Genomic DNA, 15,633 nt, shown 5'->3' on the forward strand with positions numbered 1-15,633 from the left:
GAGTACCCATGCGCAAGCAACACGAACCCATGGACACGTTTCCGGCCCTGATCGCCTGCGAGCATTGCGACAGCGTCTACCGACGCCGCGCGCTGGCGCCGCACGAGGTCGCGCGTTGCGAGCGCTGCTCCGCCGTGCTGTTTCGCTCGAGCTGGCTCGATGTCGACCGGTGGCTCGCGCTGGCGCTTGCGGCGGGCGTGGTGTTTGCCATCGCCAACCTCTGCCCGATCATGCGGATCAGCGTGCAGGGGCTGCACAGCGAAGCCACGCTGTGGCAATCCGCGCTCGCGCTGGCCAAGGGCTTCGCCGCGCCGATCGCGATTCCGACAGCGCTCGCCATCGTGGTGGTGCCGTTCCTGCAGATCGCCACGCTGATCTGGTTGCTGGCCTTCGCCCGTGCGGGGCATCGCGCACCCGCGTTCGGCCCGCTGATGCGGCTGCTCGTCGCGCTGCGACCGTGGAGCATGATCGAGGTCGGGTTGCTCGGCATCCTGATCGCCATCATCAAGCTGTCCAGCATCATGCAGATCATTCCCGGCGCGGGCTTGTGGGCCACGGCCGTGCTGATGGTGCTGATTCCGCTGATCGCGGGCCACGACACGCGCCAGCTGTGGGACTGGGTCGTACCGGTGGAACCCGCCGGAGGCCGCCCGTGAGCCTGCCCGTGCGCGCCAGTCAGCTGGGCATGGTCGGATGCCATGCGTGCGGCCTCGTCTGCCGGACCCACGCCTCCTCCGCACAGGATGCGCACGCGCATGCCGCCGACGCGCAACGCTGCCCGCGGTGCGGGTCGGCGCTGCACGCGCGTCGCCCGGACAGCCTCGTGCGCGCATGGGCGCTCCTGATCGCCAGCCTGATCTTCTATCTCCCGGCCAACCTGTTGCCGGTGATGCGCACCACGCTGCTCGGCAGCCACAGCGAATCGACGATCCTCAGCGGCGTCGTGGTGTTCTGGAAAGCCGGCTCGTACGGCATCGCGTCGGTGATCTTCATCGCGAGCGTCGTCGTGCCGTGCACGAAGTTTCTCGCGCTCGGCGCGTTGCTCGTCACGACGGGCCGGCGCAGTGTGTCGGCCATGCGCGAGCGGGCCGTGCTGTATCGCGCCGTCGAGCTGGTCGGCTACTGGTCGATGCTCGACGTGCTGGTCGTCGCGATCATCTGTGCGCTGGTGAAGTTCGGTCCGCTGTCCGAGATCGAGCCGCGCGCCGGCATTTTGTTTTTCGGCATGGTCGTCATTCTCACGATGCTGTCCGCGATGAGTTTTGACCCACGCCTCATTTGGGACGCCGAAGAAGCATGAATCCTCCATCCGGCCCGCAAGGCCTCGAACCCCACGACCCGCCCGTGACGCGCAACCGCCTGCGGCTTTCGCTCGTCTGGCTCGTGCCGCTCGTCGCGGCATTGATCGGCCTGTCGATGGTGATCCACGCGTGGTTGTCCGTCGGACCGGAAATCACGATCACGTTCAACACCGCGCAAGGCCTCGAAGCCGGCAAGACGCCCGTCAAGTACAAGGACGTCGTGATCGGCACCGTGACCGCCATCTCGCTGAGCGACGACAGTTCGCACGTCGTCGCGACCGTGTCGTTCGTGAAGAATGCGCGCAACCTCATTCGCGACGACACGCGCTTCTGGGTCGTGCGGCCGCGCGTCGGCATGAGCGGCGTATCGGGCATCGATACGCTGTTCTCCGGCGCGTATATCGGCATGGACACGGGCCGCTCGGACCAGTCGCGGAAGGCCTACACCGGGCTCGAGACGCCGCCCACCGTCATCAACGGCACGCCGGGGACGAGCTACGCGCTGCGCGCCACCGATCTCGGCTCGCTCGATATCGGCTCGCCGGTCTACTACCGCCATCTGATGGTCGGTCATGTCGCGTCGTACAAGCTCGACATGCAGAGCCGCGACATGAACCTGCAGGTGTTCATCGATGCGCCGTACGATCGTCTGGTGACGACCGATACGCGCTTCTGGAACGCGAGCGGGATGGATCTGTCGCTCGACGCGAACGGCCTGAAGCTGAAGACCCAGTCGGTCGCGACGATCGTGGGTGGCGGCATCGCGTTCGCGACGCCGGAAGACAGCAGCGCGACCGCCGCCCCTGCCGGCAACCTGTTTACGCTCGCCGACAACGAAGCTTCCGCGATGGCTGCGCCGGACGGGCCATCCCAACTCATTCGACTCCGTTTCGAGCAGCCGTTGCGCGGGCTCGCAGTCGGGGCGCCGGTGGAATTCTCCGGCATCAACATGGGCAAGGTGGTATCGACCCAGCTCGACTTCGACCGTGCGACCCGGCGCTTTCAGTCGATCGTGATGGTGAAGGTCTATCCGTATCGGCTCGGCCCCGTCATCGAGAAGCTGCAGAAGACCGAAGGCAACGGCAATCCGCGCGCGGCCCAGTTTCTCGCGGGCCTGGTCGAGCACGGGCTCCGTGCGCAGGCGCGTACCGGCAACCTGCTGACGGAGCAGCTCTACATTTCGTTCGATTTCGTGAAGAACGCGCCGAAGGTGCCGTTCGATGCGAATGCCACGCCGCTGACCTTGCCCACTGTGCCGAGCACGTTCGACAAGCTGCCGGAGCAAGTCGCCGACATCGTCGACAAGATCAACAAGTTGCCGCTGGATTCGATCGGCAAGCATGTCGATTCGAGCCTGACGAACCTGGACGCGACGCTCAGGCAGGTCAACGGCCAGTTGCTGCCGTCGACGACGCGCGCGCTCGACCAGGCGAACCAGACGTTCGGCGCGCTGCGCCAGGGCATCGCCGAGGACGGCCCGCTTCAGGAAAACCTGGCGAACACGCTGACCGAAGTCCAGCGTACCGCGCGCTCGTTGCGCACGCTCACCGACATGCTGGGCCGCCGTCCCGACGCGCTGCTCCGGGGCACCGGCGCCGATCATGCACCGATCGCGCCTGTCGCCCCTTCCACCTCGCCTGTCCAGCAGGAGCCACGACAACCATGAGCTTCCCGATTCGCGCCAGGACGATCGCCCTGGGCGCCGGCGCCGTCATCGCGCTGACCGCCTGCGCGTCGAACCCGGTGCATTACTACACGCTGGTGTCGCCGGGCCCGTCCGCGTCCGCGACGGCGCCAGCGACAACCGCGCGCGCCGCCGCGCCACTGGCGATCAACGTGCTGCCGGTCGGCATCCCCGCCCAGCTCGACCAGCAGCAGATGGTCGTGCGCAGCGGGACGGGCACCGCGCTGATACTCGACAACGAACGCTGGGTCGCGCCGCTCGGCGACGAGCTGCGCGCGGCGCTTTCGTCGGCGCTCGTCGAGCAACTGGGCGCGCGCAACGTCACCGGCCTGCCGCGTCCGTCGAACCAGACCGTCATGAGCATCCGCACGCAGGTGCGCCGCTTCGATGCGTGGCCCGGGAGCATGGCCCGGTTCGAAGCGGATTGGGTCGTCGGCGTACAGCAGGACGCGCCGGGCGAGCGCATTTCGTGCAGCACGCGGCTCAGCGAAGCGGCACCCGGAGGCTACGCGGACATGGTGCGTGTGCAACAGCGCATGATCGAGCAGTTCGCCACGCGGATCGCGAGCACGGTGCGCAGCTTCGGCAACGGGCGTCCTGCCTGTCCCGCCGATTCGTAAACCGTCCCGCCCAGGGGAGCCGTCCATGGGAGCGCGCGAAGGTATCCGGTTATGGGAACCGGCTACCTTGAAGCTCGACGCGCCCCGTTACTCGCGCCGCCGGTAAGTACCCGGCGTACTCCCGGTCCAGTGGCGGAACGCGCGATGGAACGCGCTCGGATCGTCGAAGCCGATGTCGGCGCCGATCGCCGCGATCGTGTCGGGCGTATCGGTCAGCCGCTGGATCGCGATGTCGCGCCGCAGTTCGTCCTTGAGCACCTGGAACGTCGTGCCTTCGGCGGCCAGGTGGCGGCTCAGCGTGCGCACCGAACAATGCAGGTGCTCGGCCGCCTGGTCGATCACCGGCAGGTCGGGCAACGCTGCCGACAGGTACTGCCGCACGCGATGGCACACGAGCTGTTCGCTGAACGATTCGAAGATCCAGTCGCCCGGTGCGCGCGCGAGGAACTTGCGCAGGTTGCGCTTGCTCTGCCGGATCGGCGCGTCGAGGTAGTCCGCGCTGAAGCGCATCAGCGTGCGCTCGCAGTCGAACTGCACGGCGCCGGTGAAGAAGTACAGGTGCTCGACCGCGTGGCGCGGCCGCGGGCACGCGAACTCGATCTGCAGCAGCGGGATCTTCTGCCCGATCAGCCAGGAGCACACGCCGTGCACGAGCTTGAGCATCAGTTCCTGGCCAAGCGCGCCGATCGGGCCGATGGCGTCGTTCGGGCGCAGCACCACCTGCGCGACGAGACCGTCGCGCTTCGATTCGACGAAGAAATCGTCGAGCAGGATATGGAAGAATTGCCCGAAACGATGCAGCGCCGTTTCGAGGTTGCGCGCATCGAGCAGGCTCAGGCACAGGTACTTCAGCGTGCCGCCGCGCAGCGGGCGCGAGAAGATGCCGGGCATCTCGTCGTCGAGTTCGATCGCGAGCGTGCGGTACAGCGTCGAGAACTGCTCCTCCGTCACGCGCGCATGCGGTTCGCCGAGCAGCTCGATCGGGATGCCGGCCCCACCCAGGTAGCGCTCGACCACGTCGCGCTGCACGCCCGCGCTCGCGAGGAAGCCGTTGACGAGCGAGATCGGCACCGTCGCGCTCGGCGACGGCAGCGCACGCCCGGGTGCGGGCCCGGGCTGGGCGGAAAGTGAATCTGAACCGGTCATCGCGTCCCCGTCGATCGAACCGCTCGCATTGTACTTGAGCGGCCCGCGCGGAGCCTTCCAGGCCGTCGGCGCGCCGGGCGCTGCGCGGCGCGCCGACGCCATCAGTCGGTGCGGCTGAGTTCCCGGCGCAGGATCTTGCCGACGGTCGACTTCGGCAGCCGGTCGACGAAGCGAATCAGCTTCGGCACCTTGTAGGCCGCGAGGCTCTCGCGGCAATGCGTGACGAGTTGCGCCTCCGTGACGTAGGCGTCCTGCGCCAGCACCACGAACAGCTTGACCGCCTCCCCCGTGCGCACATCGGGCACGCCGATGCACGCGCACTCGGCCACGCCCGGCACGGCGGTCGCGACGGCTTCCACCTCGTTCGGGTACACGTTGAAGCCCGACACGATGATCATGTCCTTCTTGCGGTCGACGATCCGCAGGAAACCGGCTTCGTCGAACACGCCGACGTCGCCGGTGCGGAAATAGCCGTCGGCCGTGAACGCGGCCGCATTCGCGTCCGGTTTCTGCCAGTAGCCCCCCATCACCTGCGGCCCCTTCACGCAGATCTCGCCCGCGCCGCCGATCGCCACCTCGTTGTCCTGGTCGTCGAGCAGCTTCACGTCGGTCGACGGCAGCGGCAGGCCCGTGGTGCCCGTGAACGAATCGATCGACTGCGGGTTGAACGACACGACCGGCGACGTTTCCGACAGCCCGTAGCCCTCGCGGATGAAGTTGCCCGTCACCGCCTTCCAGCGCGACGAGATCACGTCGATCACGGCCGCGCCGCCGCCGGCCGACAGCTTCAGCCGCGACCAGTCGACTTCCGTCAGGCGCGGATGGCCGGCGAGCCCCGCGTACAGCGTGTTCACGCCGACGAACACCGTCGGCCGCGCGGCCTTCAGCACGTCGATGAAGCCGTCCATGTCGCGCGGGTTCGCGATCAGCCAGTTCTGCGCGCCGATCGCGAAGTAGGACAGGAAGTTCACCGTCAGCGCGAAGATGTGATACATCGGGATCGCCGTGACGACGACCTCCTCGCCCGGCTCGCGCGCGGCCGGCACGATCGCCCCGAACTGCTCGATGTTCGCGACGAGGTTGCGGTGCGACAGCGCCGCGCCCTTCGACAGGCCGGTCGTGCCGCCCGTGTACTGCAGCAGCAGCAGATCCGCGCCGCCGAGCGCAACCGGTTCGAACGCGAGCGATTCGCCGGCGGCAATGGCGTCCGCGAGCGGGATCGACCCGGACGGCAGCGCGTCGCATGTACCGGCCGGCGCATCGACGACACCGAGATCGCCGCGCCCGACGCTCAGCACGGTGCGCACGCGCGTGCCGCCGACCACCTCGGCGAACGTGCCCATCGACCCGCCGCACACCACGGCGACCTCGACGCCCGCGTCGTTGAGCTGATGCTCGAGCTCGCGCGCCGTGTAGAGCGGGTTCACGTTGACCTGGATCGCGCCGATCTTCGCGACCGCGACGAACGCGACCGGAAACGCAAGCACGTTGGGCAGCATCACGGCGACGCGATCGCCCTTGCGGACGCCCACGACCTGCTGCAGATAGGCGGCCAGCGCGGTCGACAGGCGGTCGACGTCGGCATAGGTCAGCGTGCGGCCATACGAGTGGAACGCCGGGCGATCGGCGAATCGGCGCATCGCGTCGTCCAGCAGCGCGCTTACGGAAGGATGGCGATCGGGATCGATCTCGGCGGGAATCGGGCCATACGACCCGAGCCAGTGTCTCTTGCTCATATAGGTATCCTTGTGCGGCCGCACACGTCGCCCGGGCGGGCGAAGGCAGCCAGTCGAGCGCTGACTATCGCCCGGCTGCCGTACTTTGCAAATGATCGGCGCGGCCGCAAAGATGATCGAAACGGACATGCGGGGCGCTCGCGCGCTTGCCGCGCAGGGCGCAACGCCCTGCCGCGTATCGCGATCACTTCGTTCGTGACACAACCTGGCGATGGGTTTTCGATGCAAAGCGCGTACGGCTCGAACGGCGACACCGGAATGCGTGGCGTTGGGACCAGATAGCGCCGGCGCGACTGATCCGTGGCTTCGATCGGCCGGTATTGTCGATTCATGACGAGGACGAGGACGACGACGAGGTGCCGTTCCGACAGGCGCAGGAACGCCATTCGAACCACATCGACGCAAGACTTCTCTCGACATGGAAACCGGGCCACCGGACGATCTTGCGCGACGAGACCGGCATTGCGGCCACGCTGGCCTTTCTGAACGAAGTCGCGTAGCCTCGTCGCGCTTCTTCACTGCGGAAAGCGCATCACCTCGATCTTATTGCTCTATGTTGACGCTATATAAATACGCGCTTGGTCCGATCCTGCTGCTTCAGGCGAGCTGGTTGCGCCGAACCGCGCTGCGCCTGCCCGAGGCCAACGGTCCACGCGAGGGGGCCGAGGGCGCGGATGATGGCTCGACGGCGCCCTTGCGCATTCTGGTGGTCGGCGATTCGTCGGCGGCAGGCGTGGGCGTGGACGAGCAGGAGCATGCACTGGCGCAGCCGGTCGCACGGCTCCTGGCACGCGCCACGGGCCGGCGGGTCGAATGGCAACTGATCGCGAAGTCCGGCGTCAATACGGATGAGGCGTTGAAGCTGTTGACGGGCAGCAAGATCGGGCCGGCCGATTATCTCGTCACGTCGCTCGGCACGAACGACGTCACGTCACAGCGCAAGCCGGGGCAATTCATCCGCGACTATATCGCGCTCGCGGATCATCTCGGACTGCACACCGGCGCCGCCGGCATCGTCGTGACAGGGTTGCCGCCGTTGCGCATCCTGCCGGCCGCACCGCATCCGCTGCGGTGGTACCTCGGCCGCTACGCCGTTCGACTCGATCGGGCCTTGCAGCGCTGGGCCGGCCTCCATCCCGCGCGACGCTACGTGTCGCTCGAGTGGGCCGCGAATCCCGCCGAGATGGCAATCGATCGGTACCATCCCGGGCCGAATCAATATCGTCGATGGGCCGAACTCGTCACCGAGAAAATTCTGACGTTGCTCGGCGAGACGAACGCGCCTTTACACGCGGGAAATTAGTCGACATCGGCCAGTACGGATCGCCGGAGGGCGATTCAGTCACGTTGCCCGATTGCGTGGCCCCCGCCAGGTGGTGGGACGACTGCCGGCGGCGGCCGCACTCAGGGTGAACCCTGTGGCGACCCGGCGCATTCAGAGGCAGAATCGCGTACCCGGAACCGGTATCGAACCGGACTCAAGACTCAGGATTCGCTCATGCTGCGCGATGCGCTGTTGAAACCGGCGGATTCACGGCGCTCCGGCGATCGGTCGCCCGGCGCCGTGCTGCCCGTCATGCTGCGCGAGAAGTGCTTCTCGCCGGCCAAGCTCGCGGTCCTGCTGCAGGTCGCGTCTGACCTGGGGCTCGACGCCGGCGAGATGCTGGCGGGAACCGATCTCGATCCCACCGCGGTCGCCGATCCGTTCACGATGACGTCGTCGCAGCAATTCCTGACCGCCGCGGGCAACGCGATCCGCGCATATGGCAATCCGGACCTCGGCGTGCGGGTCGGGCGCCGGCTACACGCATCGAGCTACGGGATGTACGGCTACGCGATGCTGTGCTCGGAATCGATGGCCCACGCGTTCGACTCGGCAGTCAAGTATCACCAGCTCGCGAACCGCATGCTCGAGATCCGCTGGGTCGTGCAGGACGACACGGTGTCATGGCTGTTTCCCGATCGGGAAACCCTGCCGCTGCCCTGCCTCGACGAGCCGCTGTACCGTTTCCTGATCGACATGCAGTTCGCGCTGCACGTGACGATCATCAAGGACGTGATGGGTGCGTGGTGCGTGCCGGCGCGCGCGCAGTTCGCGCAGCCGGAGCCGTCACACGCGGCATCGCTGGCCGACGCGCTCGAATGCCCGATCGCGTTCGACCAGCCGCATCATGTGCTCAGCTATCCGGCGGCATGGCTCACACGCGCGCCGCAGCTCGCGAATCCGATTACCGCCGCGCAGGTGTCGTCGCATTGCGCGAGCCTGCTCGATGAAATGCGCAGCCAGGCCGGCGTCACGCGGCGCGTGTACCAGGAACTCACGCGCACGCCCGGGCAGTTTCCGGACATCGGCGTGATCGCCGACAGCCTGTGCATGACTTCCCGCACGCTGCGCCGCAAGCTCGAAGCCGAAGGCACGTCGTACAGCGAACTGCTGACGAGCGTGCGCAAGGCACTCGCGATCGACTACCTCAGCACGACCACGCTCAGCACCGAGGACATCGCACTGGCGCTCGGCTTCAGCGACGCGGTCGGATTCCGTCATGCGTTCAAGCGCTGGACCGGCACGACGCCGAGCGACGTGCGGCACAAGCGCGGCAAGTAGCGCCTGCCGTCCGCGGTCAGCGCGTGCCGTCGCCGGCCGCGGGCGCGGCCACCGCCAGCGCGAACTCGAACACCGCCCCGCGCCCGGCCCGGTCGACCAGCCGGATACTGCTGCCGTTGAGCGCCAGCATCCGATGCACGATCAGCAGCCCGAGCCCCCCGCTCGTCACCGCGCCGCCGCTCATCGGCCGCTGCGGCCGCTGGAACAGCCCTTCGCGCCGCGCCACCGGAATCCCTTCACCGGTATCGGCCACGGTCACGAGCACGCGGTCGCCGCGCGGCTCCAGCGCGACCTCGACCTCACCGTGCGCGGGCGTGTGCCGCAGTGCGTTGTCGAGCAGGTTGGTCAGCACGCGCTCGATCATCCCGAGATCGGCCGACACGACCGGCACCCGCGGCGGAATCCGCGCATGCAGCGCGACGCCGCGCGCCTGCGCCGTCAGCTCGAATTTCTGGAACACGTCCTGCACGAGATCGACGAGCGAGAACGGCTCGCGCTCGGCCTGCACGCCGCCCGATTCGAGCCGCGCGAGCTCGAACAGCGCCTGCGCGAGCCGGCCGACCTTCGCGCTCTGCGCGAGCGCGATCGACAGGTAGCGCCGCCGTTCGTTCTCGGCGAGCGCGTCCGACTTCAGCGACAGCGTCTCCAGGTAGCCGTGCAGCGACGTGAGCGGCGTGCGCAGGTCGTGCGAGATGTTCGTGATCAGTTCGCGCCGCTGCTGATCCTGGTGCGTCAGCGCGCGCCACTGGTCGCCGATCCGGTCGGCCATCTGCGCGAACGCGGATTCGAGCACGACGATGTCGTCGCCGCGCCGGCCCGGCCGCGAGCGCGGCACCGGCGGCTGCGTGTCGGGCGTACCGTTCGCGTCGAAGCGGCGCATCGCGTCCGTCAGCCGGCGCAGCGGGCGCGTGATGAAGCTGAATGCCGTAAGGCCCGCGAGCAGGCCGAGCAGCGCGACCAGCGCCATCGACCACAGTGTCGTGCGCAGCACATTGCCGGCGTCGACGCGCGCGGCCAGCTGATCGTGCGCCTCGCCGAGCAGCACCACGTAGATGTAGCCCGACGGCGGCTGCCCCGCACGCTGCAGCGGCGCGGCGCTGAACACCTTGCGCGCATCCAGGCTGCGCGGGTCGTCGCCGAGGATCGGCAGCGGCTCGCCCGCGATGAAGCGCTGCACGGGCGCGAGATCGACGCGATCGCGCTTCACGTGGCCGGGCGGCGCATCGTCGCCCTTGATCCGCCCGGCGTTGTCGAGCAGGTACACCTCCACGCTCGGGTTCACGCCCATCAACTGGCCGAACAGCGTGCGTACGGCGTCCGGGCGCAGCCCGTTCGCATCCATCAGCGGTGCGCTGTGGGTCACGCTGTTGACGATATTGGCGGCCAGGTCGCGCGACAGCCCCTGCACGACTTCCTGCTCGCGCATGTCGTTCGCGCGGATCTGCAGCCACGCGGACGCGCCCGAGCACGCAAGCAGCAGCACCGAGAACACGAGCGACAGCCGCTGGGTAAGGGTGAGCTTCATCATGCGTCCCGCTGGCCGGGTGCGGCAAGCTTGTAGCCGCGGCCCCACACGGTGAGGATCCGCACGGGTTCGGCCGGATCGGCCTCGATCTTCGCGCGCAGCCGGTTGATGTGGGTGTTGACCGTGTGCTCGTAGCCTTCGTGCTGGTAGCCCCACACGGCATTGAGCAGGTCCATCCGCGAGAACACCTTGCCCGGGTGCCGCGCGAAGAAATACAGCAGGTCGAATTCGCGCGGCGTGAGGTCGATGCGCGCGCCGTCCACGCTCGCCTCGCGCGCGATCGGGTCGATCGCCAGCCCCGCGACGTCGAGCGTGCCCGCGTCGATCCGCGAATCGCGCGCGAGCGCGTCGACCCGCCGCAGCAGCGCCTTCACGCGCGCGACGAGTTCGAGCACGGAGAACGGCTTGGCCAGATAGTCGTCGGCGCCGAGCTCGAGGCCGAGGATCCGGTGCACCTCGCTCGAGCGCGCGCTGGTGATGATGATCGGCGTGTAGCGCGTCATCGCGCGCGCGCGCCGGCAGATTTCGAGGCCGTCGACGCCCGGCAGCATCAGGTCGAGGATCAGCGCATCCCAGCCGCCCTGTTCGAGCAGGCGCAGCCCTTCGGCGCCGTCCGCGCTGTGCACGACCTCGTAGCGCTCGTCGCGCAGGTGCAGGCTCAGTACGTCGGCGATATCGGCATCGTCCTCGACGATCAGGATGCGTTTCGGTTGGTCCATGGCGGCAGGCGGCGGCACGGCGGTGCCAGGTATCGGTTCGGGCCGGCCCCGGTCCGGCTGGCCGGATGCGCGGGGGCGAATGGCGGCAACGGCCGCGCTGCCGCCATTGTGCAAAATTTTGCGGCGGGAAGGGATCACAAATCGTTTAGATTTGGATCGTGCTTGCGCCCGGTGCCGATGCCCGCAAGGTTTCGCGCTCCGGCCCTTGAACTGGATTTCCTGTCGCCCGGAAAACGCTCAGGTCGAAGGTCGATGAGGCTAGCCTGGCTTCGCTCAATCATCCAGAAGGGCTGATCGAAGACCCAGATGTTGAACGAATGGATCGAAGTCGCGATCGCTATACAGCAACGAGACCCCGTTCTCAATACAGTAAGTCGCGATCAGCGTGTCGATGGTCTTGCGGATCGTCACGCCTCGCGCGCTCAACTCACGATAATTTCGCGCGGCTTGGACAGCGTTGTCGGTTCCGACCAGCGACACGACATTCATGCGCCCCGTCATCAACTGGCGGGCGACATTGAATTCGGATTCAGCCGAGAAGCCCTGCAACACCTCCGCGACGATCAGGTCGCCGGACAACAGCGCCTCGTGGCCGAGCAAAGCGTCGAGCTTGTCGGTTTCCGGCGCAACCTTGCCGCGGAAATAGTCGATCCAGACGCTCGAATCCACGAGCGTCATCGATCCTTCCTCATGGCGTCGAGATCACCTTCCCAGTGGAGTTTTCCACGGAACTGGCGAATCTGCTCTTGCTGCTTGAGCCTGATGATCGTCTTCAGACCGAGCTCGACCGCTTCGCGCTTGGTTTTGATACCGGTTGCGGCAAGCGCCTCGGCCATCAGCTTGTCGTCGATTTCAATGTTGGTACGCATGGCATACCTCTCGATGTGTATGAATTTCTAAATTATACACATCACGACCCAAAGCGTCTCGCCAACCACAACCACTGGGTGGCAAGGTCAAACAGCGCCATGGACAGTATTCCATGCTGAACGTCATCCATTTTTCAAGTGGCTCGCACCCGAAACGTGGAAGTCCCTCAATTCACGTTGATACTGGTACGTCAGCGGTCTCTCCGGTTACCCGATCCGTTTCGCCCTCCGCGTGCGGATTGAAGGAACGACGATGTCCGCGCGTTCCTCCTTCCTTGAAAGAACCCTCTCCACCACGACACCCGCGCCCGCCGGCAACTGACCGACGACTGACACCATGCACGCCATGAATGGCTCGGCGCCGGCATCACGGGTATATTCCTCGGCTGCGTGGGAGAGTGGATGATCGTGATCGGCCCCAGGCTGATGCGCACATGATCGGTCCTGTCGCTGTGTAGAGGCATGACGGGCCGACGGCATGCCGGACGTGACGCCATTCGGCTGCGTCCGGATCCGACCTTGCCCGTCGTGGACGACCGAAGTTGCACACACAAATAAACAAGAGAGATTCCGGGAAAATGCTTCGATATGCTTGCCTGTTTGCTCACGACCACCCGTCCACGCCCGACAGCGTGTGGGATATCGACAACGGCCAGATGGACGGCTGGGCCGAATGGTTCGAACAGATTCCGCAACTGTTCCTCTACCTGATCGGCGATGCGGCGCATCTGCCACAGATCGCACCGTGCGCGATATATAGCGATGTCGAGTCGCCCGCCTGCCTGATGGCGCCGATGGCCGAGGTGCGCGAGCGCTGGCATGCGCTGGATCGGCACATGCAGCCCCGGCTGCCGCAGTTGCCGGCCGATGCTCAGGCGCAATGGGCACACATGCACACGACCGTCTCCACGACGTCGCGCGAATGGCTGATCCTCGATTGCTGCCAGTTTTGCGATGCGGCCATCGGCACGCCCGACATGAACGCGTTCCTGCAGCAGACGCGACAACGCTGCGCCGAATGGGGCCCGGCACCCGAGCCGGGCTCGGGCGACCTGCCGCCCGTTCTTCTACCGTTGCTGAGCGACGCAACGGGGCAATGGGGATGGTGGAATCCGAACGTGATCGAGCGCATCTACGCGATCGAGGCGCAGCCGCATGCGGAATGGCCGGATGATCTGCGGGAAAGCTACGAGCCGGCAAAGGACTGGCAACCATGGATCGAGGAAGTGCAGGCGTACTATGTGCGGCGAATCGATCGTGCTGCCGGCGCATCGCCTTCGGCCGACGCCGATCGGCCACGCGCCCCGGCCGGGCTCGTCACGCCATATGGGCGCTGGCTGGTGCACCCCGACGAAGGAGCGGAATGGATCGACATCGAGGCAGGCTATATCGTCATCAGGCAACACGGTGACTGGCATGCCGGCGCGCCGGGCGGCCTCAAGGATCTGAATGGCCGGTGGGTCGTGCCGGTTTCCGCCGGCTACGTCAATGTGTCTCCCCTCACGCGAACGCTGGCACTGGGGCGACGTGCGCCGCTGCCGGAAGGCACGAGCGGAATCGTCGATCTGCTGCGTTGGCCCGGTGGCGAGTCGCTGTTCGACGACCTGACCGGCGGGACGCTCCACGACGACGGTCGAGTGCGCCTCTTCCATGCGGACGATACGGTGTCCGCTGTCGATGCGGCGACCGGCGAACCGCTGTTCGACACGCGTTACAAGAACGTGTTCGCGTTCCACCGGAAGCTCCGCCTCGCAGTGGTCGAGTGGTGTCGGCCCGGCGAGCATTCGCCGGACAATCCGGGCATCCTGCAGGGTGTCGTGCACGAGAGCGGACGACTGGTCATCCCCTGCGAATACGCACACGTCCATCACGCTTACCAGCAGCCGCCGAAGCTCCTGCACGGGCGCCAGTTGCTGGCGATTACCGCGGACGGGCGCCCCCATTTCTACAGCCCCGACGGCACGCTGCTGGCGGCGCCGGAGTGCGATATGAAGCCATGGATCTGGACGCCGACGGTGAAGGAAAATCAACTGTTGGCGTTCGACGGCGAAGGCATGGACGCACGCGTGATCTGGATAGCGTTGAGCGACTACAGCTTCATCGAGACCGGCGAAACCCGCGCCGATTGCTTGAACATGTTTAGAGAAGGCCTGAAAGGCTGGCTCCCGAAGTAACGGCGTTCGCGGATCGTGCATCTGCACGGTACCGTTCGGTGCGTCATGCCCGACGAGCCGTGCGCGCGTTGGCGCAGGAAAATCCTTCAATTTGTCGCCGTCGTGCCGTGATACGGGGCGACACGAAAACTACAACACGCAATGGACATTCACGACTACACGTTACTGAGCGCCATCCTGATGCGCCATGGTCAGCCCGAAGGACGCGCGATCAACGCTTACGGTACGCCGGAAGACCGCGAGGACTTCATCGATTTCACGGTCTTTCCGGATCGGTTGCAGTTTGACCTGAAACGAATCCTGACCGGTGTCGCGAGCCTGCGCTTTCGCTTCACGCTGTACGCACGAGAAGGGGCAGTACGGATAGAACGTACCCTGCTCGATGCCGAGGGCGCCAACCGCCGCATTCGCGGCGCACTGGGCGATCACTACACGAAGGACAAGATCGGTGTGCCGTTCGACGATGTGTCGGAGGACGAGCGTGAGTGGGTCGCGTCCGCGCTGCAGGCGTTCCATGCCTATTTCATGAAACCCGCGACCTCAACTTGATCGCTCGGCGATCATGACGATGACACGCCGCATGGTCCACCGCGGCGTCGCGCTTCCCCTCTCGTTACTCCGAATCCGCCTGCGCAAACCCGAGCGTCAGACCGAACGCATCGAGGATCGTCGCCGCCGTCTTGGCCATGCGCTTCGCCATTGCCTCCGGAGCCTCGCGCGTGGCGCCCTGGCGAAGCCAGTGCACCGCCGTCCAGACCAATCCCCCGCCGAGCACCGTCAGGCAATCCTGCTCGGCTTCCGTACGGATTCCTTCATAAGGCGGAAGGAGACGCCCGGAAACGAATGTCACCAGTTCATCGAAAAACGCCGATGTCGCCGCGTCGTTGAATACGGTCAGATAGAAAGGCTGATGCGCATGCAGATGCTCGAGAATCAGCGCGGTTTCCACCTCCATTGACCTGATGAAAGTGGCATTCGGCGGGTTCAGCCGTTTGCCTTGCTCCTCGACGAACGCAAACGCGTTGTCGAGCCTCACCAGCGCTGCCCGCTGAGCGGCCGACTGAAGGTCGGGAAAGTGTTGATAGAACGTCGGACGCGCGACGCCCGCGCGCTGCACCAACTGGGCAATGCTGAGCGTGTTCAGCGGCGCCTCGTCGAGCAGTTCGGTCACGGCGCGAACGAGCGCGTCGTAACTCCGTTGAAAGCGAGGATCGGCGGGATTAGGGCTTACATCAGGTGGCATAAAAAGCTCTG

Annotated in this window: 16 protein-coding genes; 9 read left to right on the forward strand and 7 right to left on the reverse strand. The window is 66.3% G+C overall.

The window, feature by feature from the left end:
• The first annotated feature begins 8 nt into the window (after nt 1-8).
• Genes F3J15_RS01410 through F3J15_RS01425 form a run of 4 tightly spaced genes read left to right on the forward strand, consistent with a single transcriptional unit; the run spans nt 9 to nt 3,605 of the window.
• Nucleotides 9-656, forward strand: coding sequence for a paraquat-inducible protein A (locus F3J15_RS01410; protein WP_089449281.1), 648 nt, complete (start codon nt 9-11; stop codon nt 654-656).
• A complete protein-coding gene (locus F3J15_RS01415) occupies nt 653-1,300 on the forward strand; it encodes a paraquat-inducible protein A (protein WP_166886816.1) in 648 nt (215 codons plus the stop codon). The genes F3J15_RS01410 and F3J15_RS01415 overlap by 4 nt, the downstream gene beginning before the upstream one ends.
• Nucleotides 1,297-2,967, forward strand: coding sequence for an MlaD family protein (locus F3J15_RS01420; protein WP_166886819.1), 1,671 nt, complete (start codon nt 1,297-1,299; stop codon nt 2,965-2,967). Before F3J15_RS01415 ends, F3J15_RS01420 begins: the two co-directional genes overlap by 4 nt.
• Nucleotides 2,964-3,605 carry a PqiC family protein gene (locus tag F3J15_RS01425; RefSeq protein WP_166886823.1) on the forward strand — a complete coding sequence of 214 codons (642 nt, stop codon included), beginning with the start codon at nt 2,964-2,966 and terminating at the stop codon, nt 3,603-3,605. The genes F3J15_RS01420 and F3J15_RS01425 overlap by 4 nt, the downstream gene beginning before the upstream one ends.
• Before the next feature lie 87 nt (nt 3,606-3,692).
• Here F3J15_RS01425 and F3J15_RS01430 read toward each other — a convergent pair whose 3' ends face one another.
• Nucleotides 3,693-4,853 (reverse strand): AraC family transcriptional regulator, encoded by a 1,161-nt coding sequence (locus tag F3J15_RS01430; RefSeq protein ID WP_166886826.1) that lies wholly within the window; start codon nt 4,851-4,853, stop codon nt 3,693-3,695.
• Entirely contained in the window at nt 4,853-6,487 is a 1,635-nt protein-coding gene (locus F3J15_RS01435; RefSeq protein ID WP_166886829.1) for an AMP-binding protein, read from the reverse strand. Before F3J15_RS01435 ends, F3J15_RS01430 begins: the two co-directional genes overlap by 1 nt.
• A 320-nt stretch (nt 6,488-6,807) precedes the next feature.
• Here F3J15_RS01435 and F3J15_RS01440 point away from each other — a divergent pair, with 320 nt between their 5' ends.
• From F3J15_RS01440 to F3J15_RS01450, 3 genes are all read left to right on the forward strand, one after another.
• Nucleotides 6,808-6,987 (forward strand): hypothetical protein, encoded by a 180-nt coding sequence (locus F3J15_RS01440; RefSeq protein ID WP_166886834.1) that lies wholly within the window; start codon nt 6,808-6,810, stop codon nt 6,985-6,987.
• Between the two features lie 110 nt (nt 6,988-7,097).
• Nucleotides 7,098-7,790 carry an SGNH/GDSL hydrolase family protein gene (locus F3J15_RS01445; RefSeq protein WP_240158613.1) on the forward strand — a complete coding sequence of 231 codons (693 nt, stop codon included), beginning with the start codon at nt 7,098-7,100 and terminating at the stop codon, nt 7,788-7,790.
• A 195-nt stretch (nt 7,791-7,985) separates the two neighbouring features.
• Nucleotides 7,986-9,092 carry an AraC family transcriptional regulator gene (locus F3J15_RS01450; protein WP_166886837.1) on the forward strand — a complete coding sequence of 369 codons (1,107 nt, stop codon included), beginning with the start codon at nt 7,986-7,988 and terminating at the stop codon, nt 9,090-9,092.
• Between the two features lie 16 nt (nt 9,093-9,108).
• Here the strand turns inward: F3J15_RS01450 and F3J15_RS01455 are convergent, their stop codons facing one another.
• The 4 genes from F3J15_RS01455 to F3J15_RS01470 all read right to left on the reverse strand — a co-directional run bounded on the left by F3J15_RS01455 (nt 9,109) and on the right by F3J15_RS01470 (nt 12,205).
• Entirely contained in the window at nt 9,109-10,617 is a 1,509-nt protein-coding gene (locus F3J15_RS01455) for a HAMP domain-containing sensor histidine kinase (protein ID WP_166886841.1), read from the reverse strand.
• Nucleotides 10,617-11,336 (reverse strand): response regulator transcription factor, encoded by a 720-nt coding sequence (locus tag F3J15_RS01460; protein ID WP_039353478.1) that lies wholly within the window; start codon nt 11,334-11,336, stop codon nt 10,617-10,619. The genes F3J15_RS01455 and F3J15_RS01460 overlap by 1 nt, the downstream gene beginning before the upstream one ends.
• A gap of 273 nt (nt 11,337-11,609) precedes the next feature.
• Nucleotides 11,610-12,014, reverse strand: a complete 405-nt coding sequence (locus F3J15_RS01465; RefSeq protein WP_166886844.1) for a PIN domain nuclease — start codon at nt 12,012-12,014, stop codon at nt 11,610-11,612.
• The gene (locus F3J15_RS01470; RefSeq protein ID WP_060196924.1) at nt 12,011-12,205 is read right to left on the reverse strand and encodes a type II toxin-antitoxin system VapB family antitoxin; all 195 of its coding nucleotides are present in this window, start codon (nt 12,203-12,205) and stop codon (nt 12,011-12,013) included. Before F3J15_RS01470 ends, F3J15_RS01465 begins: the two co-directional genes overlap by 4 nt.
• A gap of 794 nt (nt 12,206-12,999) precedes the next feature.
• Between F3J15_RS01470 and F3J15_RS01475 the strand changes: the two genes are divergently transcribed.
• Nucleotides 13,000-14,379, forward strand: a complete 1,380-nt coding sequence (locus F3J15_RS01475; protein ID WP_166886847.1) for a hypothetical protein — start codon at nt 13,000-13,002, stop codon at nt 14,377-14,379.
• 141 nt (nt 14,380-14,520) lie between these two features.
• Nucleotides 14,521-14,928 carry a hypothetical protein gene (locus F3J15_RS01480; protein ID WP_166886850.1) on the forward strand — a complete coding sequence of 136 codons (408 nt, stop codon included), beginning with the start codon at nt 14,521-14,523 and terminating at the stop codon, nt 14,926-14,928.
• Nucleotides 14,929-14,992: 64 nt separating this feature from the next.
• Here F3J15_RS01480 and F3J15_RS01485 read toward each other — a convergent pair whose 3' ends face one another.
• Entirely contained in the window at nt 14,993-15,550 is a 558-nt protein-coding gene (locus tag F3J15_RS01485; RefSeq protein WP_345891461.1) for a TetR/AcrR family transcriptional regulator, read from the reverse strand.
• Between the last annotated feature and the right edge of the window lie 83 nt (nt 15,551-15,633).

The organism is Burkholderia sp. Ap-955, assembly GCF_011753045.1.
GTDB lineage: Bacteria > Pseudomonadota > Gammaproteobacteria > Burkholderiales > Burkholderiaceae > Burkholderia > Burkholderia lata_D.